Below are 20,096 nucleotides of genomic sequence, written 5' to 3'. Positions count from 1 at the left end.
ACCGCTCACGCCGCTTGCACTTTCCCGGATTTCGCTTCGCTCCATCCGGGCTACGAACTAGGTCGCTGCGCCTATTGCGCAATTGCGCACTAGGCAGGGACGACGGAGAGAGCTACGCCACTTCGTTAAAACACCAGGCCAATATGCCCTTTTGCGCGTGCAGGCGATTTTCCGCTTCGTCGAACACCACCGATTGCGGACCGTCGATCACTTCGTCGGTGACTTCCTCGCCGCGATGCGCGGGCAGGCAATGCATGAAGATCGCATCACTCTTCGCCAGCGACATCAGCTTCTCATTGACCTGATAGGGCTTGAGCACGTTGTGGCGATGTTCGCCGTCCTTGTCGCCCATCGACACCCACGTATCCGTGACGACACAGTCGGCGCCGCGGACGGCGGCCTCGGGATCGTTGCCGAGCACGATGGGCGCTTGCGTCGCCTTGATCCAGTCCTTCATCGCCTTGTTCGGCGCGAGCTGCGGCGGGGTCGCGACATTGAGCTGGAACTTGAAACGCTCCGCCGCATGCGCCCACGACGCCAGCACGTTGTTGTCGTCGCCGGTCCAGGCCACGGTCTTGCCCTCGATCGGCCCGCGATGCTCCTCGAAGGTCATCAGATCGGCCATCACCTGGCAGGGATGCGAGCGCCGCGTCAGCCCGTTGATGACGGGCACGGTGGCGTGCGCGGCCAGTTCCAAAAGCGCGTCGTGATTGAGGATGCGAATCATGATCGCATCGACATAGCGCGACAGCACGCGCGCGGTGTCGGCGATGGTCTCGCCGCGGCCGAGCTGCATTTCGGCCCCGGTCAGCATGATCGACTCGCCGCCGAGTTGGCGCATGCCGACGTCGAACGACACCCGCGTGCGCGTCGAGGGACGTTCGAAGATCATCGCCAGCGTTTTGCCTTCGAGCGGCTTCTTGCCCTTGTCATGTGCCTTGAGCTTCGCCTTCATGTCGGCGCTCAGCGCCAGCATGTTGCGCAACTCCTTCGGCGGCAATTCGTTGATGTCGAGGAAGTGACGGACGGATTTGCTCATCATCCCGCCGCCTTCTTCAACTGCGCACTCGACAGCGCGACGCAGGCGCGCTCGAGCATCTGAACGGACTCGTCGATCTCGGCCTCGGTCACGATCAGCGGCGCCAGGAACCGCACCACATTGTCGCCGGCGCCGACGGTGAGCAATTTCTCGCCGCGCAACGCATTGACGAGATCGCCTGAGGGCACCACGGCCTTGACGCCGACCAGGAGCCCCTCGCCGCGCACTTCCGAGAGCACGGCGGGATAGCGATCGACCACGGAGGCGAGTTTCTGTTTCAGCAGCAGCGACATCTTCTGTACATGGTCGAAGAAGCCGGGCTTCAGCATCACGTCGAGCACGGCATTGGCGGCAGCGATCGCCAGCGGATTGCCGCCGAAGGTCGAGCCGTGCGAGCCCGGCGTCATGCCGGAGGCGGCCTCGGCGGTGGCCAGCACCGCGCCGATCGGAAAGCCGCCGCCGAGCGCTTTCGCCAGGGACATCACGTCCGGCGTCACGCCGACGCGCTTGTAGGCAAAGAGATCGCCGGTGCGGCCCATGCCGGTCTGCACCTCGTCGAACGCCAGCAGCAGGCCGTGCTCGTCACAGAGCTGGCGCAGCGCCTTGAAGAAAGCCTGCGGCGCGGAGCGCACACCGCCCTCGCCCTGCACCGGCTCGATCAGGATACCCGCGGTGTGCGGCCCGATCGCCTTCTTCACCGCTTCGAGATCGCCATGCGGCACCTGGTCGAAGCCGTCCATTGGCGGGCCAAAGCCTTCGAGATATTTGGCGGAGCCGGTGGCGGCGAGCGTGCCGAGCGTGCGGCCATGGAACGCGCCCTCGAACGTGACGAGCCGATAGCGCTCGGGATGCCCCTTGGAGAATTGATAGCGGCGCACGACCTTGATCACGCCTTCCATCGCCTCGGCGCCGGAATTGCAGAAGAACACCAGGTCGGCAAAGCTCTGCTCGCAGAGCCGCGCGGCAAGCTTATCGCCATCCGGGCTCTTGAATAGGTTCGACATGTGCCAGAGTTTTGTCGACTGTTCCTGCAGCGCCTTGATCAGGTGCGGATGGCAATGACCCAGCGCGTTCACCGCAACGCCCGAGGTGAAGTCGAGATAGCGCTCGCCATTGGTTGCGGTCAGCCAGCAGCCCTCGCCGCGTTCGAAGCCGAGATCGACCCTGGCGAAGACGGGGAGCAGATGCGACGTGGCGCTATTGGTCATGGCGATCACAAATGGTTTGCACTGAAGGTTTGAGACCCGCTTTCAAGACCTGCCGCGGAGCACACGCGTGCAGTGGCGCGAAGGCGGCAACGGCCGGTCTTGCGAAAACGAAACGTGCCGCCTCTTAAGGGCGGCACGTGGGAGGCATTCTATGTGGGCGGGGGGCGCTGTCAACACGCCACGAAGCCGCCTTTCCTGCACTGCAAGATGGGGGAATCCGTAGGATTGCGGTGTGGTGGAAAACACGCAGTGCAATGCCTAGATGTCGGAACATGTGGACGCGCGGGCCCGGACTCTTGCGCCGGAGTCACGCCATATTGTAGCTTTTGGGCTGTCGGGTACGACATCTCGTGCGGCAGTTCTGATCCCAAGAGTCCATTTTGTACAGCGTAGACGTTCGGGCCGGTTTCCGCGCCCGGCGAGGGCTAAGGGATTCTGACCGCAGGGATTTTAGAGACGAATGACGTCGCCAGCGCTGCCCCTGATCGGCCGGCGCGATGCGAAGGGAAGAATACGATGACGGTATTGACCTGGTCCGACGATCGCGTCGAGCAGCTGAAAAAGCTCTGGGAAGCCGGATTATCGGCCAGCCAGATCGCCGCGGAACTCGGAAATGTGACGCGAAACGCAGTGATCGGCAAAGTGCACCGGCTGGGCTTGTCCGGCCGCGCCAAGAGCCCCTCCTCGGCCGCCCCGCGGCAGCGCAAGGCGCGTCCGGCCCAGCAGATGATGCGGGTGTCGCGCCCGGTCTCGCGCGGCAACACCGCGCTGGCGCATGCCTTCGAGGTCGAGATGGAGCCGGATCCGATCGCCGTCGACAATGTGGTGCCTATGAGCCAGCGGCTGTCGCTGCTCGAACTGAACGAAGCCACCTGCCACTGGCCGGTCGGCGATCCCTCAAGCCCGGAATTTTTCTTCTGCGGCGGCAAGGCACTCGCGGGCCTGCCCTATTGCGCGCATCACTCGCGCGTTGCGTATCAGCCGGCTGCCGACCGGCGCAGGCAGCAGCCGAAGCCGACGCGGTAGTTGCTATCGTCCCGGCCTTGAGCCGGGACCCATAACCACAGACGTTCGTGGTCAGGTTTGGCTGGTGCGCCAGCCCGTTTCAACAATCAACGCCGCACGCGGACAAGCGATTTCGTGACTTCCCGCGTGCAATCGATAAACGACGCGACCGCAGGGCCAAGCGTTCGATTCTTCAAAAATACGATTTCGGCCGAAATCCGTGGGCCCGCCGATTTTAACGGCAAAACCCTCAAAGCGGCTTGATGCGCGCTTAATGCCGCGACGGACATGGGAAGAATTCCTACAAATTCTCCGCTCGCAATAAGCGACACGGTGAGCTGAATAGCTATCGTTTTGACCAACGGCTTCGGTGGCGAAAAGCCATTCGCTCGAAATACCTCGCCAACGAGCGCGCCTGGCGCGCTGTCATAGGGTGGCAGGACCCAATTGCCCTTAATGATGTCCGTGAGGTCAATTCGGCGCTTTCGCGCCAATTCACTTTGCGCCCCCACAACGAAGACAAAGGGTTCATCGAACAGGACTTCGGAATGGAAGTCCTCGTGCTGTCCCGTGGCTCTCGTAATCAGCAGATCAATTTTGCGCTCGCGCAGTTCCTGAATTTGATGTCCACCCGGATTGGTCAGCTTCACGTCAAGCTGAACGCCGGGATGTGCCTTGGAAAATTCCCGCACGATAGCCGGCACCAGGCTGTGCAGAATGATGTCGGTGCATCCCACCCTCACCTCGCCCGAGTTTGGATCGGACAAATGTTGGAGCGAGCGAAGGCCTTGTTGCATCTCGTCGAAGACATTGATGCCGCATCGAAGCAACACCTCGCCATAGGCCGTGAGTTCGGCGCCCTGCGAGCCTCGATCGAACAATCGCACGCCGAGCGTGCCTTCAATTTCGGATACCGCCTTGGAGACGGCAGGATGTGAAATTCTGAGCCTGGCAGCCGCCTTCGCCATGCTGCCGGTGTCGGCAACCGCCATCACAATATGAAGGTCCCGCAACTTGATGCGGCGGCCAATTCGATCCGACCAGTCCATTCGGGCTTAACCCAGCGGTTACAGGGATGCCGCAATTTTCGGTCTACCAGATAATGCCCCGGCGGACCAGAGTTGGCGGCGGTTCGATGATGACCGACCGGACAAATTCGCTGGAGAAGGACGATCACATGATCACGAAGCGAAGATTCGTATCGATGGCGTGCGCGGGCGGCCTCGCCGCCATTGTCCCCGACGCGATCCGCATGGCGAGCGCCCAGACAGCTTCGCGGATGCTGGTGGGGTTCGGTGCGGGGGGCACGATCGACGTGATTGCGAGGAGGCTCGTTGAGGGAATGAAGGATCAATCACTTTCATTCATCGTCGACAATCGTCCCGGCGCCGGCGGGCGTCTGGCGCTCGGCGCGCTGAAAAGCGGCCCGGCCGATGGCACGGCGATGATCCTGACGCCCGCCTCCAGCTTCGCCGTTTTTCCCCACGTCTACAAGTCGCTGGGCTATGATGCGTTCAAGGATTTCGCTCCCGTCACTACAGTCTGCTCCTTTCCATTTCTGATCACCATCGGTCCGATGGTGCCTGCCGACGTCAGGACGCTGGCCGATTTCGTGAAATGGTGCGCGGCTAATCCCAAGCAAGCCACCTACGGTACGGCGGCGGCCGGGTCGATGCTGCACTTCACCGGCGTGAGCCTGGCCAAAGCGGGCAGGTTCGAATTCGTGCATCTGCCCTATGGCGGCCCCGGCGGCATTCAGGATCTGATCGGCGGTCAAATCGCCGCTACGATCTATCCAATCGGCACTGCACTGCCGCATGTGCAATCCGGCGCCATAAGGGCACTGGCGACAACTGGATCGCAACGATCCCCGCTGCTTCTCGATGTGCCGACGGTTCGGGAGGCCGGATATTCCGCGCTGGAAGCCAACGAGTGGTTTGGCGTCTTCGTTCCGGCAAATACGCCTGCCGGAACGGTGAACCGCCTCAATGAGGCGATCCGCGCGGTGGTGAACACCGACGCCTTCAAAACGGCCTTGGCCAAGCTTTCCGTAGATCCCGCCGGCCAAACGCCGAAGGAATTTGCGCAACTGATCAAATCCGATTTCGACCGCTGGGGCCCAATCGTCCAGGCCTCCGGCTTTACGCCAGAAGATTGAGGGGGTCATGGACAACTCAACGGGCACGCGGCTGCACCGGACACCGGACCAGATTCTCGGTCCCTACTTCCCGACCGGGCAGACGCCAGCCTCACAAGCCGACCTGACCTCGGTCAGGGGTTTCGAAGGGTGTGCGCAGGGAGAAATCATCGAGGTCACAGGGAGGGTGCTCAATCTCGACGGCGAACCCGTTCGCGGGGTACCCGTCACGATCTGGCAGGCCAACACTTTTGGCCGCTACGTGCATGCCAACGACCTCAATCCCGCGCCGCTCGATCCACGCTTTGTCGGTTGCGTCGGCATTCTATCTGATAACGACGGCGTCTATCGGATCAAAACCGTCAAGCCTGGAGCTTATCCCGCAGGTCCAGATTGGATGCGCCCGCCTCATATCCACTTCGAAGTTCACGGCCGATTCGAGCGGCTGATCACCCAGATGTATTTTCCCGGCGAGCCGCTCAATGCCTGCGACAGGCTGCTCAACGCTGCGCTGCGTCCCGATCTGCTGATTGCAGAGCCACTTCCATCGGAAGATGGAGCAGACCATCGCGTTCTGAATTTCGATATCGTTCTTGCGCGGGGCTGACTTCGGTCGCGCCCTACTCCACCTTCGCAAACCTGTCATCCAGCGCATACCCCGCGCCGCGCACGGTGCGGATCGGGTCCTGTTCGCGGCCCGGGTTGAGCAGTTTGCGCAGGCGGCCGATGTGGACGTCGACGGTGCGCTCGTCGATATAGATGTCGCGGCCCCAGACGCTGTCGAGCAACTGCTCGCGGCTGAAGACGCGGCCGGGATGCTCGAGAAAAAATTCCAGCAGGCGATACTCGGTCGGGCCGAGATCGATGGAGCGGCCCGAACGCGCGACGCGGCGTTTTTCGCGGTCGAGTTCGATGTCGCCATAGGTGAGCACGGTGGCGAGCCGCTCGGGACTTGCCCGCCGCAACAGGCCCTTCACCCGCGCCAGCAGCTCCGGCACCGAGAACGGCTTGACGATGTAATCGTCGGCGCCGGTCGCCAGGCCCCGCACCCGCTCGCTCTCCTCGCCGCGTGCCGTGAGCATGATGATCGGCAATTGCTTGGTCTCCGGCCGGGCGCGCAGGCGGCGGCAGAGTTCGATGCCTGACAGCCCCGGCAGCATCCAGTCGAGCACGACGAGATCCGGCACGCGCTCCTTCAGCCGCGTATCGGCGTCGTCGCCGCGGGCGACGGTTTCGACGTCATAGCCTTCAGCGTCGAGGTTGTAGCGCAACAGCGTGGTCAGCGCTTCCTCGTCCTCGACCACCATTATGCGCGCGCTCATTCTTGTATCCCTCAGCTATTCGGTATCGTGGTCGCAAACGTCGTCATGTCGCCCTTGGGGCGCTGGTCGAGCATCTGCTGTCCCTCGATCATGTAGAATACGGTTTCGGCGATGTTGGTGGCGTGGTCGCCGATCCGTTCGATGTTCTTGGCGCAGAACATCAAATGAATGCAGAACGAGATGTTGCGCGGATCTTCCATCATGTAGGTGAGAAGTTCGCGGAACAGCGAGGTGCAGATGGCGTCGACTTCCTCGTCGCCCTTCCAGACCGCCATCGCCGCCGGCAGGTCGTGCGCCGCATAGGCATCCAGCACCGACTTGACCTGCGACTGCACCAGATCGGTCATGTGCTCGAGGCCGCGGATCAGCTTCAGTGGCTGGAAATCGTTCTCCAGCGCGGCAACCCGCTTGCCCATGTTCTTGGCGAGGTCGCCGATCCGCTCCAGATCGGTGGCAACCCGCATGGCGCCGACGATTTCGCGCAGGTCGATCGCCATCGGCTGGCGCCGCGCGATGGTCAGCACCGCGCGTTCCTCGATTGCATGCTGCAGGCGGTCGATTTCAACGTCGGCAGCGACAACGCGCTTGCCGAGCGCGACGTCGCGGCGGATCAGCGCATCGACGGATTCGGTGATCATGCGTTCGACCAGGCCGCCCATCTCGGCGACCAGGCGGGTCAATTCCTGAAGATCGCTGTCAAATGCCTTGGCGGTGTGTTCAGAAGCCATGTGTTATCTCCTCAACCGAACCGGCCGGTGATGTAGTCCTGGGTGCGTCGATCGCTCGGCGAGGTGAAAATCTTGTTGGTGTCGTCGAACTCGATCAGCTCACCGAGATACATGAAGGCGGTCTTGTCCGAGACGCGGGCCGCCTGCTGCATGTTATGGGTGACGATGGCGATGGTGTAGTCCTCCGCCAGCTCCTGGATCAATTCCTCGATCTTGGCGGTCGAAATCGGGTCCAGCGCCGAGCACGGCTCGTCAAACAAAATCACCTCGGGCCGCACCGCGACCGTGCGCGCGATGCAGAGCCGCTGCTGCTGGCCGCCGGACAGTGAGAGGCCCGAGGCGTTCAGCTTGTCCTTGACCTCGTTCCACAGCGCGCCGCCGCGCAGCGCCTTCTCGACCCGGCCATCCATCTCGGACTTGGAGATCTTCTCATAGAGGCGGATGCCGAAGGCGATGTTTTCGTAGATCGTCATCGGGAACGGCGTCGGCTTCTGGAACACCATGCCGACGCGGGCCCGCAGCAGATTGAGGTCGAGCTTGGGGTCGAGGATGTTGGTCTGGTCGAGCATCAATTGCCCGGTCGCCTTCTGGCCGGGATAGAGATCGTACATCCGGTTGAAGATCCGCAGCAGCGTGGACTTGCCGCAGCCGGACGGGCCGATGAAGGCGGTGACGCGGTGGGTGCCGAGCGTCAGGTTGATGTTCTTCAGCGCGTGATGGTCGCCATAGTAAAAGTTCAGGCCGCGGGCGGTCACCTTGGGCGCGGCCTCGGGCAGCGCCACCTGCGGAACGGGCCCGCTCGCGGAACTCACGGATACGGAGAGATCGGTCATTTGGATGTCCTCTCGGCGCCGAGAATGCGCGCGCCAATATTCAGGGCAAGTACGGTGAGCGTGATCAAGAGCGCCCCGCTCCAGGCGAGCTGTTTCCAGTAGACATAGGGGCTCTGCACGAAGTTGTTGATGGTGACCGGCAGGTTGGCCATCGTCTTGGTCATGTCCAGGCTGAAGAACTGGTTCGAAAGCGCGGTGAACAGCAGCGGCGCGGTTTCACCGGCGACGCGGGCGGTGGCGAGCAGCACGCCGGTGATCAGGCCTGAGCGGGCCGCACGATAGGCGATCCGCCGGATCACCAGCGAGCGCGGCAGGCCGAGCGCGGAGGCCGCCTCGCGCAGCGGATTGGGCACCAGCCCCAGCATGTCCTCGGTGGTGCGCACCACGACGGGGATCACGATCACGGCGAGCGCCAGACAGCCGGCAAAGGCCGAGAAGCCGCCCATCGGCACCACGATGGCGCCGTAGATGAACAGGCCGATAATGATCGACGGCGCGCTCAGCAGGATGTCGTTGATGAAGCGGATCACCGAGGTGAGCCTGTCGTGCTTGCCGTATTCGGCGAGGTACGTGCCGGCGAACAGGCCGAGCGGCGCGCCGATGCCGACCCCGATCACGGTCATCATGATCGAGCCGATGATGGCGTTGCGCAGGCCGCCATCGGTCGAACCCGGCGGCGGCGTATCCTGGGTGAAGACGGCAAGATTCAAGCCGGCAAGGCCGTTGTAGAACAGCGTGAACAGGATCAGCGCCAGCCAGGTCACGCCGAACAGCGCAGCTCCCAGGCACAGGAACTTGATGATGATATTGTTGCGGCGGCGGGATGCGTAAATCGGGTTCATGGTGCTAGTTCCCCGCCTTCTTTTCCAGCCGCATCAGCATCAGCCGCGCGGCTGCGAGCACGAAGAACGTCAGAACGAACAGCAAGAGACCAAGCAGGATCAGGCCGGATTGATGCAGCCCGTCGCTCTCGGCGAATTCGGACGCGATGGCGGCTGAGATCGTGGTGCCCGGCGCGAAGATCGAGGACTGGATCTTGAACGAGTTGCCGATGATGAAGGTGACCGCCATCGTCTCGCCGAGCGCGCGGCCAAGCGCCAGCATGATGCCGCCGATCACGCCGACCCTTGTGTAGGGGATGACGACGTTGCGGACGACTTCCCAGGTGGTGCAGCCGACGCCATAGGCCGCTTCCTTCAATACCGGCGGCACCGTCTTGAAGACGTCGACCGAGATTGCGGTGATGAAGGGCAGCACCATGATCGCGAGAATAAGCGCAGCGTTGAACAGGCTGAGATAGGAAGGGGGACCCGCGAAGATCGTGCCCAGCACGGGGACGCCGTCGAACACGCTGATCATGAAGGGCTGGAAGGTGTTGGCCAGGAACGGGCCCAATATGAAGAAGCCCCACATGCCGTAGATGATCGAGGGAATGCCGGCGAGCAGTTCGACCGCAAGTCCAATGGGGCGGCGCAGCCAGATCGGGCAGATCTCGGTGAGGAAAATCGCGATGCCGAGGCCGACGGGAATGGCGATCATCATCGCGATCACGGAGGTGATCAGCGTGCCGTAGATCGGGCCGAGCGCGCCGAGAACAGGCGGATCGGCCGACGGCGCCCAGCGCTGCGTCCACAGGAAGGCTACGCCATATTCGCGGATGGCGGGCCAAGCGCCGACGATCAGCGAAATGATGATGCCGCCCAGGATGAGGAGAACCGAGATCGCGCAGGCGCGCGTGATCCAATAGAAGGTGACGTCGCCGAGCTTGAACGCGCTGAGAGCCCTTGCGCGATCATAAGGTCCGGCAGCCTCCATTGCGTCGCTATCAACCGCCATTTCTGCCACGCCCAATCCCCTTTACTATAGCCCAACGACCCGGACTTCGGTGCACGGCTTTTTCGGCTCGCGCATTGTTCTTGCCTCTCCTGTCCCGAGAGGGGTGCTCAACCCGGACACCCCGGGTTGAGCGATCGTGTTGCGAGGCGCAGGCCCGATCAGCTCTTGATCTCGGCCGACCAGGTCTTTTCGATCAGCTTGACGACCGATTCCGGCATCGGGATGTAGTCGAGTTCTTCGGCCATCTTGGCGCCCTTCTCGAACGACCATTTGAAGAACTTGATGGCTTCCTGGGACGCTGCCTTGTCGGTTGCAGCCTTGTGCATCAGGATGAAGGTCGCTGCGGTGATCGGCCAGGAGGCTTCGCCGGGCTGGTCGGTAAGGATCACGTAGTAGCCGGGCGCCTTGGCCCAGTCGGCGTTGGAGGCGGCCGCCTGGAACGCTGCGATGGTCGGCTGCACGGTCTTGCCGGCCTTGTTGATCATCGCCGCATAGGTCAGCTTGTTCTGCTTGGCGTAGGCATATTCGACATAACCGATCGCGTTCTTGGTCTGGCCGACATTGCCGGCAACGCCTTCATTGCCCTTGGCGCCGACGCCGGTCGGCCATTCGACCGCGGTGCCCATGCCGACCTTGGCTTTCCAGTCGGCGCTCGACTTCGAGAGGTAGTCGGTGAAGTTGAAGGTGGTGCCCGAACCGTCGGAGCGGCGCACCACGGTGATGGCGTCAGCCGGCAGCTTCAGCTTCGGATTGAGTTTTGCGATCGCAGCATCGTCCCACTTCTTGATCTTGCCGAGATAGATGTCGCCGAGCACTTCGCCCGAGAGCACGAGTTCGCCCGGCTTGATGCCTTCGAGGTTCACGACCGGCACGATAGCGCCCATCACCATCGGCCACTGCACCAGGCCGTCCTTCTCGAGCTGCTCATGCTTGAGCGGCGCGTCGGTAGCGCCGAAGGTCACGGTCTTGGCCTGGATCTGCTTGATGCCGGCGCCGGAGCCGATCGACTGGTAGTTCAGACCGTTGCCGGTCTCCTTCTTGTAGGCGTCCGCCCACTTCGAATAGATCGGGAAGGGGAAGGTGGCGCCCGCGCCGGTGATATCGGCAGCGAAGGCCGACGTCGAAGCGGCGACCAGGCCGGCAGCGACGATTGTCCTGAGGAAATTCATGGTGGTCTCCATCTGGTGAGCGAAGCGCCTGTTGCGCCCGATCGCGCTCACGTGCCGCTCATCTAGGAGCAGTCGATAGAGCTTTTACGAAGGTTCGATGACAGTTGGATGACACAACCAAGCAATTGAAATTGCTTGGATTTATGACGCTGACGGGGTCTTGGTCTGGGGAAAACAGGCGGTAAAGACCGCGCCGTTTTTGGGCACGCTTTCGATTAAAAGCCGGCCGCGATGACGGTTAAGAATATGTTTCACCAAGGATAAACCGAGCCCGGTTCCGCCCTGCGCGCGGCTGTCGCCGACATCGACCCGGTAGAAGCGCTCGGTCAGCCGCGGCAGGTGTTCCGGGGCGATGCCGGGGCCGAAATCCCGGACCATGATACGTACTTCCGGCGCGCCCTCGCTGGACGTGGCCTGGGTCAGGGAGACGATCACCCGCCCACCGGACGCGCCATATTTGAGCGCGTTCTCGATCAGGTTTTCGAACAGCCGCAGCAGTTCCTCGCGGTCGCCCGCGATGGTCACCGGCGCTTCCGGCAGGTCGATCTCGATCGCGACCTGACGCTCCCGGGCGAGCGGCTCCAGCCCGTCGGCGACCTGGCGAATAATCGGCACGATATCGACTGACGCGTCGGGCCGGACATGGGCCGACAATTCGACCCGCGACAGCGAAAGCAGATCGTCGATCAGCCGCGCCATTCGCGTCGCCTGCGTATGCATGATCGACAGGAAGCGTTCGCGCGCCTTGGCGTCCTCCTTGGCAGGACCCTGCAGCGTATCGATGAAGCCGGACAGCGCCGCGAGCGGCGTCCGCAGTTCGTGGCTGGCATTGGCGACGAAATCGGCACGCATTTCCTCGACCCGCCGCAGCGGCGTCTGGTCGTGGAAGGTCATCAGCATGCATTTCTCGGTGCCGCCGAACAGCGTCGGCACCGGCACCGGCGTGATGATCAGTTCCATCCAGCGGTCGACCGGCACCTGGTCGTGGTAGCTCGCCCGGCGCGGTTCGGTGGTCGCGATCGCCTCGCGCAGCGCGGTGATGATTTCGGGCGAGCGCAGCGCGAACTGGGCGAGCTCGTTCTTGCGCAGCGCAGGCGCGAGCTGGGCGGCCGCTGCGTTGAGATGGATGACGCGGCCGGCGCGGTCGAGCAACACGGCCGGATCCGGCATGCCGGCAACGACGGCGCTGACGGCGGCAGACTCCACCGGGCTGACGGCGCGGACGTCGTCACGGGAGGCCGCCACATGATGCAGCCGCCACGGCACCAGCGCTGCGGCGGCGATACAGATGAAAACGGCCACGGCGCGCGCCAGCGAAAGATCGGCCAGCACCACCAGCGCGCAAAGCGCGAGCCCGGCGGCGAGCAGGATGATCGCCGAATGGCGCAACCGGTCTGGCCACGGTGCAAAGAAGGAGGCAGAGCTGGAATCGTCGATCGCCATGGCGCAGGCTTTTCCTCTATTCGCGAAGCCCCCGCCGCATCATCAGGCGCCCGTGTCGCCACGCTCGCGCACATAGACGGCGGCCTCATGCCTCGTCGGCTCGGCGTCGGCGCCCGCCGCCAACTGGCGCAGGCGCTTCGATCGCGCGCCGAGGATAATCTCCCGAAGCGTCAGCAAGATTACAGATATGACAAACGGCCCGATATAATAGAGGACGCGGAACAGCAGCATGCCGGCGAGCAGTTCCTCCCGGTCCATCTGCCAGAGGCCGACCAGCATGGCGGCATCGAAAACGCCGAGCCCGCCCGGGGAATGGCTGGCGAACCCCAGCAGCGTGGCCGAGACGAAGATCACCGCGACGACGACAAAGCCCAGATTGGGTTCGTCCGGCACCAGCACATACATCGCCAGCGCACAGAAGCCGAGGTCGATAATGCCAATGGCGATCTGCAGCAGCGTCAGCGGCCCGCCCGGCAGCGTGACCGTCCACGGCCCGCGGCCGACGCCGCGCGGCGCGGCCCAGACCCAGGCTACATAGCCAACCAGTCCGAGCAGGATGCCGAACGCCGCCACGCGGTTGAGCCAGACCGGCAACTGATCGATCGAGGCGGCGGCTTCCGGGTGATAGGCGATGCCCAGTCCCAGCACCGCGGCATTGCCGAGCCAGAAGGTCAGCCCGGCGAGGAAACAGATCTTGGCGACATCGATCGCGTTCAGCCCCCAAGCCGAATAGATCCGGTAGCGCACGGCGCCGCCGGTGAAGACGCTGGCGCCGACATTGTGTCCGATCGAATAGGAGGTGAAGGCGGCCAGCGCGTTGACGCGGTAGGGAATGTGGCCCTGGCCGATCGCGCGGACCGCGAACCAGTCATAGAAGGTCAGCGTGAAATAGCCCGCCGCCACGAACAGGGCCGCCAGCGCGATCTGGCGCGGCTCGGTGCCTTTGATGGCGTCGATCACCTCATCGGTGTCGATGCCGCGAAGCATGTGATAGAGCACGTAGCACGCAACGGCGATCACCGTGATGCTGATCAAGACCCCGAGCTTGTGCAGGACCTGCTTCTGGCGCAGAAACGACATCGCCCTGCGTATTGCTTCCAGCATCTACACCTCGAATTGCGCTTATGCGACGACGGCAATGGCCTGAACCCCGCCTACGCTACGCTGCTCCCCTGCCCCTCTGGTAGCGCGTTTTGAGCCGGAGTGGAATTCGCCTGACGAGAATAAAACACGCTTCTTCAACATATTAGGCGCCAGTTGACGACGGTAGAAGTACGGTTTTGCAGCAATCCCGCCGCCCGACGGCGATTCGGGACCATAGCCGGCGCCGGTCAACAACCTGTGACAACGACGGCGGTGAAGCTGGCCGGCTCATGCTGCGGTCAGGCCGACGGCGCACTGCGCGAGACCACCCAGTCGCGCAACCATGACCCGACCGCACAGCCGCAGAGATAAAACGCGAACATGATCAGCCCGAGGTCGAGCCAGTAGCCGAAGCGGCCGGGCACGACGCGCGCCAGCGCAGCTCCAATCAGCGCCGCGACCAGGGCGGAAAGCGCCCAGCGCAGCTTCCGCGGGACACCTTTGCCGTGCTGAACCACTGAAATCCAGCCCATGGCGAAGCCGAGCAGCACCGATGCCAGCAACCAGCCCCAGTAGAATGTGGTCAGATAGGCCATGCTCACTTCACCACGAAATCGATGCGGCGGTTCTGCGCCTTGCCCTGGTCGGTATCGTTAGCCGCAATCGGCTGCGTCGAACCATAGCCGACCGCGCTGAACCGGTTGGCCGGCAATCCCGCCTTGACCAAATAGTCGGCAACCGCCTGGGCACGCTTCTCGGACAGGGCCTGGTTGGCCGCCTCCTCGCCGTTGGTATCGCTATGTCCTGATATCTCGATATTGGCGGTCGGACAGCGCAACGCGGTTTCGATCAGGCGGTCGAGCAGGCCGGCGGAATCTGCGACGATATCGGCCTTGCCGGGCTCGAAGCGGATCCGGGCCTTGCCGAGCAGTTCGGAGAATAATTGCTGGCAGACGGTCGCATCCACCGGCGCCGCGGGCGGCTTGACGGAGATTTCCGGCTTGAACTGCCAGCCCTGCGGAAAGTCCTTGCCGAGGCCGGCGCGGATCTGAACGGCGGCGGCTTCATAAAGCGCATCGCCCGACAGCTTGACCTCCCGGTCGGAGATGACGAGCGTGCCGGTCGACAGCCGCGACAGCGCGCCGAGCGCGGGCACCACCGCGGCGGCAAAGCCCACGGGGGCGCCGACGCTCGCCTTGAGGTTGTCGACGACCTTTTCGCTGAAGAACTTGCGTCCCGCCGCCGCCACCAGCGCGGTGTGGGCGTTGTTGTCAGGCACGTTGCCGGTCAGCGTCAGCGTCACCGCGACCGGATCCTTGTAGGCCTGCAAGATGTAAGGCGGCGCCTTGACCTCGTTGGCCGCGACCGAAAAGCCCTCGGGCAGATTTTTCAGCGCGGCGGCGATGGCTTCCCGGCCGCCGAGTTCGCGCGCCATGCCGGACAGGCTGACCTTGGTGTCCGACAGCGTGATCTTGCCATCCTTCAGCTTGCCGACCTGCTCGAGCAGCAACAGCGCGGCATTGTCGAAACGCGGCGGCGCCCCACGCGACAGATTCATCCGGTCGACCACTTCGACGCCGCCGAGGCTGGCGCGGGCCGCCTCCATCAAGCGGCCCTTGCTCGCCGGCAGCGGCGAACTGCCAGACAGCGTCACCCGCAGGACGTCGCGTTCGGCCGACCAGACAAACGGCTTGGCTTCGGGAACGAGCCGGGTTTCATCGTTAACCAGGCGCACACCCGGCACGGTTTCCACCGACGCCACCGCACTCTGCCGGCCGTCTTCCGAGAAAGCATCCGCCGCAAGGCTCACGTCGCGGCCTGCGACCGAGATTCGCCGTTTGTCGAGGATGGTGTCCTTGAGGGCGGCGGTCGAACGCTGCGCCAGGTCGGCTTCAAGCGGTTCGGTACTCGTCCAACCCGCGATAGCCCAAAACATGACCAAAGGAATGACGCCCGGCCACCATTTGCCACTCCACCTGAAAAGTCCGTGCATTCGAGTTCCCGCCGGGGTCCGGAACGGAGAGAAAACAAACCCTTGCGGGGCTGTCAAACCCGAAATGTCGTGAGGGCCGAAACGCTCTGAAATTGGTCAGGCTAACTGTTTCTTCAGCGGTCTTTCGCTAATTTCGCTCCGTAAATAACCGGGCAGCCCTGCATCTCGATGAAACTGCTTCGCAACACCGTCATCCGCGCCGGACTGGAAGCGCTGTACTTCTCCGGAGCGCATTACCTGCTGCGACCAATCTTCGCAGGTGTCGGCGTCATTTTCATGCTGCATCACGTCCGCCCCGGCCGCGACGACGGGTTTCAGCCCAATTATCATCTCGAGGTCGAGCCAGAGTTCTTGCGGGCGATGCTGGCGCATCTTCGTAACCTCGACGTCGACATCGTCACCTTGGACGAGGTGCATCAGCGGCTCCAGCAGCGCAAATTCGCGCGGCGCTTCGCCTGCTTCACCCTCGACGACGGCTATCGCGACAACCGCGATTTCGCTTTGCCGGTGATGCGCGAATTTGACGCGCCCCTCACCGTCTACGTGACAAGCGATTTTGCCGAAGGCACCGGGAGGTTGTGGTGGGTCGCGCTCGAGCGGGCGATCGCCAAGGCATCCTCGATCGAAATCCCGATCGGCGGCACAGCTACCCGCCTCGATACCTCGACGCCGGCCGCCAAGCAGGCGGCCTTCGACCGCATGCACGAATGGCTGCGCGCGCTGCCGACCGAACACGACATGCAGCGTGAAATCTCCGCGCTATGCACCCGGTATGACGTGGACGAGACTCCGATCGCCCGCGAGTTCTGCATGTCCTGGGAGGAATTGAAGGGATTCGCTGATGATCCCCTGGTGACGATCGGCGCGCATACGATCACGCATTGCAATCTGGCGCGGCAGAGCGAGGAGACCGCCTCGTTCGAACTGGCCACCAGCCGCGCGCGAATCGAAGCTGTGTTGCAGCGGCCGGTGCTTCATCTCGCCTATCCCTATGGCGACCGGATCGCGGCGGGCCAGCGCGAATTTGCCCTGGCGAAGGCCGCCGGATTCAAGACCGCGGTCACGACGCGGCCGGGCATGATTTTTCCGGAAAGCGCCGAGCATATGACCGCGCTGCAACGGGTTTCGCTCAACGGCAATTACCAGGATGCGCGCATCCTCCCGGTCCTGACCTCCGGCGCCGCCACCGCCATGTGGAGCGGCTTTCGCCGCATCGACGCGGCGTAGGGTTTCTCCACGAGTTGTCCCTGCGAACGCAGGGACCCATACCGCGTGATCTATCGGTGAAGCGCGATGCTTGACGCTTTGCGTCGCCGAACTGCGACCGTGAATTTGTTCAGAGAAGCCGTCTCCCCGCGCGCCCCGTCACGCCGGCCGCGGCGTATGGGTCCCTGCGTTCGCAGGGACGACCAAGGTGAGCTTCCTTGACTTGCCGCCCTCCCCCGCTCAAAACCGGCGGCAAAGCCAATGGAGGAACGCATGTTCAAGGATCTGTTTTCGCTTAACGGCCGCGTCGCGCTGGTGACGGGCGGCTCGCGCGGCATCGGCAAGATGATCGCGGCCGGCTTTCTCGCGCAGGGCGCGGCGAAGGTCTACATCACCGCACGCAAGGCAGGGCCCTGCGAGTCGACCGCGAAAGAACTCTCCGCCGCCTATGACGGCGAATGCATCGCGCTGCCGATCGATATCTCCACGGTCAAAGGCTGCGACAGGCTGGCAGGCGAAATCATCAAGCTGGAGCCGAAGCTCGACATCCTCGTCAACAATGCAGGCGCGGCCTGGGGCGCGGAGTTCGACGAATTCCCCGAAAGCGGCTGGGACAAGGTCATGGACCTCAACGTCAAGTCGCTGTTCTTCCTGACCAAGGCGCTGGCGAAACCGCTGCGCGCGGCGGCCTCGCACGAACGGCCGGCCAAGGTCATCAACATCGCGTCCGTCGACGGCATTTTCGTCAATCCGAGCGAGACCTATTCCTACGCCGCGAGCAAGGCCGCCGTGATTCATCTGACGCGGCGCATGGCGACGAAGCTGGTCAAGGACAATATCAATGTCACTGCGATCGCGCCGGGGGCATTCAAGTCGGACATGAACCGGGCCGCGCGCGACCACTCGGACGAAGTCGCAAAGCGCATTCCGGCGAAGCGTATCGGTACCGACGAGGATATGGCGGGGGTGGCGATCTACCTCGCCTCGCGCGCGGGCGATTACGTGGTCGGCAACACCATCGCCGTCGATGGCGGCGTGGTCTACGCGAACGCCGGGCTGGAGATCGCGGGGTAGTGCGGCGGCGGTGGCGCGCTCCCTCGCCCCGCTCTTCGCGGGGTCGAGACGAGCGAAGCTCGCTCTTAGAGGGTCAGGGTGAGGGGCTCTCTCCACCAGCGTGATCTAACGATAGACCTGTACCCCCTCGCCCGCCGCGCGAAGCGCGTCGACCTCTCCCCGCAAGCGGGGCGAGGTTAAGACCTCTTACTTGTCAATCTTTCCCGTATTCGAAATCCGCCCTGGGCGCGTCAGGCAACTCGCGCTCCAGCGCCTCGCGATATCGCAGACACCCGCGCAAAAATTTCGGCCAGGGTGGCACCGCCACTTCGGGCGTCACCCGCTCGGGCAGCAGGCCCCAGAGATCGGGATGGTGCCAGCACAGGTCGTGACCGGTGCTGTCGCGATGCGCGCGGATGCCCGCCCTGAGACGCTTCACCTCCGCGACCAGTTGGTCGCGGTTCAGTGCTTCGAGGTCGCGGTCGGGGTCCATGTTACTGCTCCCCGATTGCGGGGCGTTTCAGGTCTCGATTTTCACGTACTCGAAATCGCCGGGCTTGTTGTCGATGCCGACTTTCGGCGGCGAGATCCAGTTGGCGTAGACGCCGACGTCGGTCACCGGCTTCATCAGCGAGGCGATGAAGTCGCCGTCCTGCGTCGAAGGCAACCATTCGCCCTTGCGTTGGTTCCAGGTGGCGTCGTCGATCAGGACGCCTTCCGGCGTGGCATTGATATCCTTGAACTCGCCGATGTGCCGATGGAACGCGACGTTCGGCAGCGTCAGCTTGTACTGATAGCCGGCGAGCGAAATGATCTTGTTCCAGCGCAGCATGCCCTTGACGCAATCCTGCGTGTAGTCGTCGCGCAGGCGCATGTTGAGCGCGGTCAGCGCCGGCTCGTCGACGCGCTTGATCACGCCGTCGACCAGCTTGAGCACCGGATAGGTGGCGTTCTTGAGCTGGTGGTCGTCGTCGATCTGGGTCTCTTTGTAGCGGCCCTTGATGCCGGCGTTGAAGGCATTCGCCGCGTTGGTCGAGACTTCCGAACCGAACAGATCAAGCGACAGCGAATAATGCAGATGCAGCTTCTTCTGGATGGTCGGCAGGTCGATCACGCCCAAGGCACGCACCTTGGCGATATCGGTGGGATCGGTGATGCCGGCCTCCCTCATCGCCTCGCAGGTGCGCTGCACGACGCGGCTGATGCCGGTTTCGCCGACGAACATGTGATGCGCCTCTTCGGTCAGCATGAAGCGGCAGGTGCGCGACAGCGGATCGAAGCCGGACTGCGCCAGCGAGTGCAACTGCATCTTGCCGTCGCGGTCGGTGAAGTAGGTGAACATGAAGAACGACAGCCAGTCCGGCGTCGCCTCGTTGAAGGCGCCGAGCATGCGCGGCGAGTCCGCGTCGCCCGAGCGGCGGCGCAACAAATCGTCCGCCTCCTCGCGGCCGTCGCGGCCGAAATATTTCTGCAAGAGATAGACCATCGCCCAGAGATGGCGGCCTTCCTCGACATTGACCTGGAACAAATTGCGCAAATCATAGAGCGAGGGCGCGGTCTTGCCGAGATGGCGCTGCTGCTCCACGGAAGCGGGCTCGGTGTCACCCTGGATCACGATCAGGCGGCGCAGCGTGGCGCGGTGTTCGCCGGGGACTTCCTGCCAGGCCGGCTTGCCGTAATTCTCGCCGAAGGGAATGACGCGGTTCTCTTCCTGCGGCGCCAGAAGAATGCCCCAGCGATATTCCGGCATCTTGACGTAATCGAACTTGGCCCAGCCGCGCGGATCAACCGAATAGGCGGTGCGCAAATATACCAGCGACTGCTGAAAGCCTTCCGGGCCCATGTCGCCCCACCAGTCCATGTAACCGGGATGCCAGCCCTCCAGCGCTTTCAGCACCTGGCGATCCTCGCTGAGATTCACGTTGTTGGGAATCTTGGTCGAATAGTCGACGTTCATGAAGTTCATGGCCGTGCTCCTTTGTGCACATTTGCCGTCATGCCCGGCCTTGTGCCGGGCATCCACGTCTTTTCTTGCTGATGA

Annotated in this window: 20 protein-coding genes; 5 read left to right on the top strand and 15 right to left on the bottom strand. The window is 63.2% G+C overall.

The window, feature by feature from the left end; all coding sequences use genetic code 11:
• Positions 1-112: 112 nt before the first annotated feature.
• On the bottom strand, positions 113-1,039 hold the full coding sequence (gene argF / locus V1294_RS06125) for an ornithine carbamoyltransferase (protein ID WP_334488818.1): 927 nt from the start codon (positions 1,037-1,039) through the stop codon (positions 113-115).
• A complete protein-coding gene (locus tag V1294_RS06120) occupies positions 1,039-2,247 on the bottom strand; it encodes an aspartate aminotransferase family protein (RefSeq protein ID WP_334495813.1) in 1,209 nt (402 codons plus the stop codon). The genes argF and V1294_RS06120 overlap by 1 nt, the downstream gene beginning before the upstream one ends.
• A 516-nt stretch (positions 2,248-2,763) precedes the next feature.
• Here V1294_RS06120 and V1294_RS06115 point away from each other — a divergent pair.
• Positions 2,764-3,273, top strand: a complete 510-nt coding sequence (locus V1294_RS06115; RefSeq protein ID WP_108519551.1) for a GcrA family cell cycle regulator — start codon at positions 2,764-2,766, stop codon at positions 3,271-3,273.
• 86 nt (positions 3,274-3,359) lie between these two features.
• On the opposite strand, the gene V1294_RS06110 is transcribed toward V1294_RS06115, so the two are convergent.
• A complete protein-coding gene (locus tag V1294_RS06110; protein ID WP_334495811.1) occupies positions 3,360-4,301 on the bottom strand; it encodes a LysR family transcriptional regulator in 942 nt (313 codons plus the stop codon).
• Between the two features lie 89 nt (positions 4,302-4,390).
• On the opposite strand from V1294_RS06110, the gene V1294_RS06105 reads away from it, so the two are divergent.
• Both V1294_RS06105 and V1294_RS06100 read left to right on the top strand, forming a co-directional pair.
• The gene (locus V1294_RS06105) at positions 4,391-5,410 is read left to right on the top strand and encodes a tripartite tricarboxylate transporter substrate-binding protein (protein ID WP_334495809.1); all 1,020 of its coding nucleotides are present in this window, start codon (positions 4,391-4,393) and stop codon (positions 5,408-5,410) included.
• A 7-nt stretch (positions 5,411-5,417) separates the two neighbouring features.
• On the top strand, positions 5,418-5,996 hold the full coding sequence (locus tag V1294_RS06100) for a protocatechuate 3,4-dioxygenase (protein ID WP_334495806.1): 579 nt from the start codon (positions 5,418-5,420) through the stop codon (positions 5,994-5,996).
• A 13-nt stretch (positions 5,997-6,009) separates the two neighbouring features.
• Here V1294_RS06100 and phoB read toward each other — a convergent pair whose 3' ends face one another.
• The 10 genes from phoB to V1294_RS06050 all read right to left on the bottom strand — a co-directional run bounded on the left by phoB (position 6,010) and on the right by V1294_RS06050 (position 15,796).
• Entirely contained in the window at positions 6,010-6,711 is a 702-nt protein-coding gene (gene phoB / locus V1294_RS06095) for a phosphate regulon transcriptional regulator PhoB (RefSeq protein ID WP_108519555.1), read from the bottom strand.
• 11 nt (positions 6,712-6,722) lie between these two features.
• A complete protein-coding gene (gene phoU / locus V1294_RS06090) occupies positions 6,723-7,439 on the bottom strand; it encodes a phosphate signaling complex protein PhoU (protein ID WP_334488798.1) in 717 nt (238 codons plus the stop codon).
• An 11-nt stretch (positions 7,440-7,450) separates the two neighbouring features.
• The gene (gene pstB / locus V1294_RS06085; RefSeq protein ID WP_334495804.1) at positions 7,451-8,272 is read right to left on the bottom strand and encodes a phosphate ABC transporter ATP-binding protein PstB; all 822 of its coding nucleotides are present in this window, start codon (positions 8,270-8,272) and stop codon (positions 7,451-7,453) included.
• A complete protein-coding gene (gene pstA / locus V1294_RS06080) occupies positions 8,269-9,114 on the bottom strand; it encodes a phosphate ABC transporter permease PstA (RefSeq protein ID WP_108519558.1) in 846 nt (281 codons plus the stop codon). Before pstA ends, pstB begins: the two co-directional genes overlap by 4 nt.
• A gap of 4 nt (positions 9,115-9,118) precedes the next feature.
• Positions 9,119-10,117, bottom strand: coding sequence for a phosphate ABC transporter permease subunit PstC (pstC, locus tag V1294_RS06075; protein WP_334488790.1), 999 nt, complete (start codon positions 10,115-10,117; stop codon positions 9,119-9,121).
• 149 nt (positions 10,118-10,266) lie between these two features.
• On the bottom strand, positions 10,267-11,277 hold the full coding sequence (gene pstS, locus V1294_RS06070; RefSeq protein ID WP_334495802.1) for a phosphate ABC transporter substrate-binding protein PstS: 1,011 nt from the start codon (positions 11,275-11,277) through the stop codon (positions 10,267-10,269).
• 141 nt (positions 11,278-11,418) lie between these two features.
• Complete coding sequence (locus V1294_RS06065) at positions 11,419-12,720, bottom strand: ATP-binding protein (RefSeq protein WP_334495801.1); 1,302 nt, start codon at positions 12,718-12,720, stop codon at positions 11,419-11,421.
• Between the two features lie 42 nt (positions 12,721-12,762).
• Complete coding sequence (locus V1294_RS06060) at positions 12,763-13,824, bottom strand: lysylphosphatidylglycerol synthase domain-containing protein (protein ID WP_334495799.1); 1,062 nt, start codon at positions 13,822-13,824, stop codon at positions 12,763-12,765.
• Positions 13,825-14,102: 278 nt separating this feature from the next.
• On the bottom strand, positions 14,103-14,399 hold the full coding sequence (locus tag V1294_RS06055) for a hypothetical protein (protein WP_108519571.1): 297 nt from the start codon (positions 14,397-14,399) through the stop codon (positions 14,103-14,105).
• 2 nt (positions 14,400-14,401) lie between these two features.
• A complete protein-coding gene (locus V1294_RS06050; RefSeq protein ID WP_334495796.1) occupies positions 14,402-15,796 on the bottom strand; it encodes an OmpA family protein in 1,395 nt (464 codons plus the stop codon).
• Positions 15,797-15,964: 168 nt separating this feature from the next.
• Between V1294_RS06050 and V1294_RS06045 the strand changes: the two genes are divergently transcribed.
• The gene (locus V1294_RS06045) at positions 15,965-17,023 is read left to right on the top strand and encodes a polysaccharide deacetylase family protein (RefSeq protein ID WP_334495794.1); all 1,059 of its coding nucleotides are present in this window, start codon (positions 15,965-15,967) and stop codon (positions 17,021-17,023) included.
• 252 nt (positions 17,024-17,275) lie between these two features.
• A complete protein-coding gene (locus V1294_RS06040; RefSeq protein WP_334495792.1) occupies positions 17,276-18,076 on the top strand; it encodes an SDR family oxidoreductase in 801 nt (266 codons plus the stop codon).
• 193 nt (positions 18,077-18,269) lie between these two features.
• Here the strand turns inward: V1294_RS06040 and V1294_RS06035 are convergent, their stop codons facing one another.
• The gene (locus V1294_RS06035) at positions 18,270-18,548 is read right to left on the bottom strand and encodes a hypothetical protein (protein WP_334488771.1); all 279 of its coding nucleotides are present in this window, start codon (positions 18,546-18,548) and stop codon (positions 18,270-18,272) included.
• A gap of 27 nt (positions 18,549-18,575) precedes the next feature.
• Positions 18,576-20,012, bottom strand: coding sequence for a benzoyl-CoA 2,3-epoxidase subunit BoxB (gene boxB / locus V1294_RS06030; RefSeq protein WP_334504516.1), 1,437 nt, complete (start codon positions 20,010-20,012; stop codon positions 18,576-18,578).
• Positions 20,013-20,096 lie beyond the last annotated feature (84 nt).

Origin of the sequence: Bradyrhizobium sp. AZCC 1678 (assembly GCF_036924765.1) — a bacterium.
Classification (GTDB): Bacteria; Pseudomonadota; Alphaproteobacteria; order Rhizobiales; family Xanthobacteraceae; genus Bradyrhizobium; species Bradyrhizobium algeriense.
Note: the sequence above shows the minus strand (reverse complement) of the source record. Positions and strands in the feature narration are given on the sequence as shown.

Coding starts and splice junctions, on each gene's coding strand:
- argF (WP_334488818.1), bottom strand. CDS start 1,039: ATGAGCAAATCCGTCCGTCACTTCCTCGACATCAACGAATTGCCGCCG.
- V1294_RS06120 (WP_334495813.1), bottom strand. CDS start 2,247: ATGACCAATAGCGCCACGTCGCATCTGCTCCCCGTCTTCGCCAGGGTC.
- V1294_RS06115 (WP_108519551.1), top strand. CDS start 2,764: ATGACGGTATTGACCTGGTCCGACGATCGCGTCGAGCAGCTGAAAAAG.
- V1294_RS06110 (WP_334495811.1), bottom strand. CDS start 4,301: ATGGACTGGTCGGATCGAATTGGCCGCCGCATCAAGTTGCGGGACCTT.
- V1294_RS06105 (WP_334495809.1), top strand. CDS start 4,391: ATGACCGACCGGACAAATTCGCTGGAGAAGGACGATCACATGATCACG.
- V1294_RS06100 (WP_334495806.1), top strand. CDS start 5,418: ATGGACAACTCAACGGGCACGCGGCTGCACCGGACACCGGACCAGATT.
- phoB (WP_108519555.1), bottom strand. CDS start 6,711: ATGAGCGCGCGCATAATGGTGGTCGAGGACGAGGAAGCGCTGACCACG.
- phoU (WP_334488798.1), bottom strand. CDS start 7,439: ATGGCTTCTGAACACACCGCCAAGGCATTTGACAGCGATCTTCAGGAA.
- pstB (WP_334495804.1), bottom strand. CDS start 8,272: ATGACCGATCTCTCCGTATCCGTGAGTTCCGCGAGCGGGCCCGTTCCG.
- pstA (WP_108519558.1), bottom strand. CDS start 9,114: ATGAACCCGATTTACGCATCCCGCCGCCGCAACAATATCATCATCAAG.
- pstS (WP_334495802.1), bottom strand. CDS start 11,277: ATGAATTTCCTCAGGACAATCGTCGCTGCCGGCCTGGTCGCCGCTTCG.
- V1294_RS06065 (WP_334495801.1), bottom strand. CDS start 12,720: ATGGCGATCGACGATTCCAGCTCTGCCTCCTTCTTTGCACCGTGGCCA.
- V1294_RS06060 (WP_334495799.1), bottom strand. CDS start 13,824: ATGCTGGAAGCAATACGCAGGGCGATGTCGTTTCTGCGCCAGAAGCAG.
- V1294_RS06055 (WP_108519571.1), bottom strand. CDS start 14,399: ATGGCCTATCTGACCACATTCTACTGGGGCTGGTTGCTGGCATCGGTG.
- V1294_RS06050 (WP_334495796.1), bottom strand. CDS start 15,796: ATGCACGGACTTTTCAGGTGGAGTGGCAAATGGTGGCCGGGCGTCATT.
- V1294_RS06045 (WP_334495794.1), top strand. CDS start 15,965: ATGAAACTGCTTCGCAACACCGTCATCCGCGCCGGACTGGAAGCGCTG.
- V1294_RS06040 (WP_334495792.1), top strand. CDS start 17,276: ATGTTCAAGGATCTGTTTTCGCTTAACGGCCGCGTCGCGCTGGTGACG.
- V1294_RS06035 (WP_334488771.1), bottom strand. CDS start 18,548: ATGGACCCCGACCGCGACCTCGAAGCACTGAACCGCGACCAACTGGTC.
- boxB (WP_334504516.1), bottom strand. CDS start 20,012: ATGAACGTCGACTATTCGACCAAGATTCCCAACAACGTGAATCTCAGC.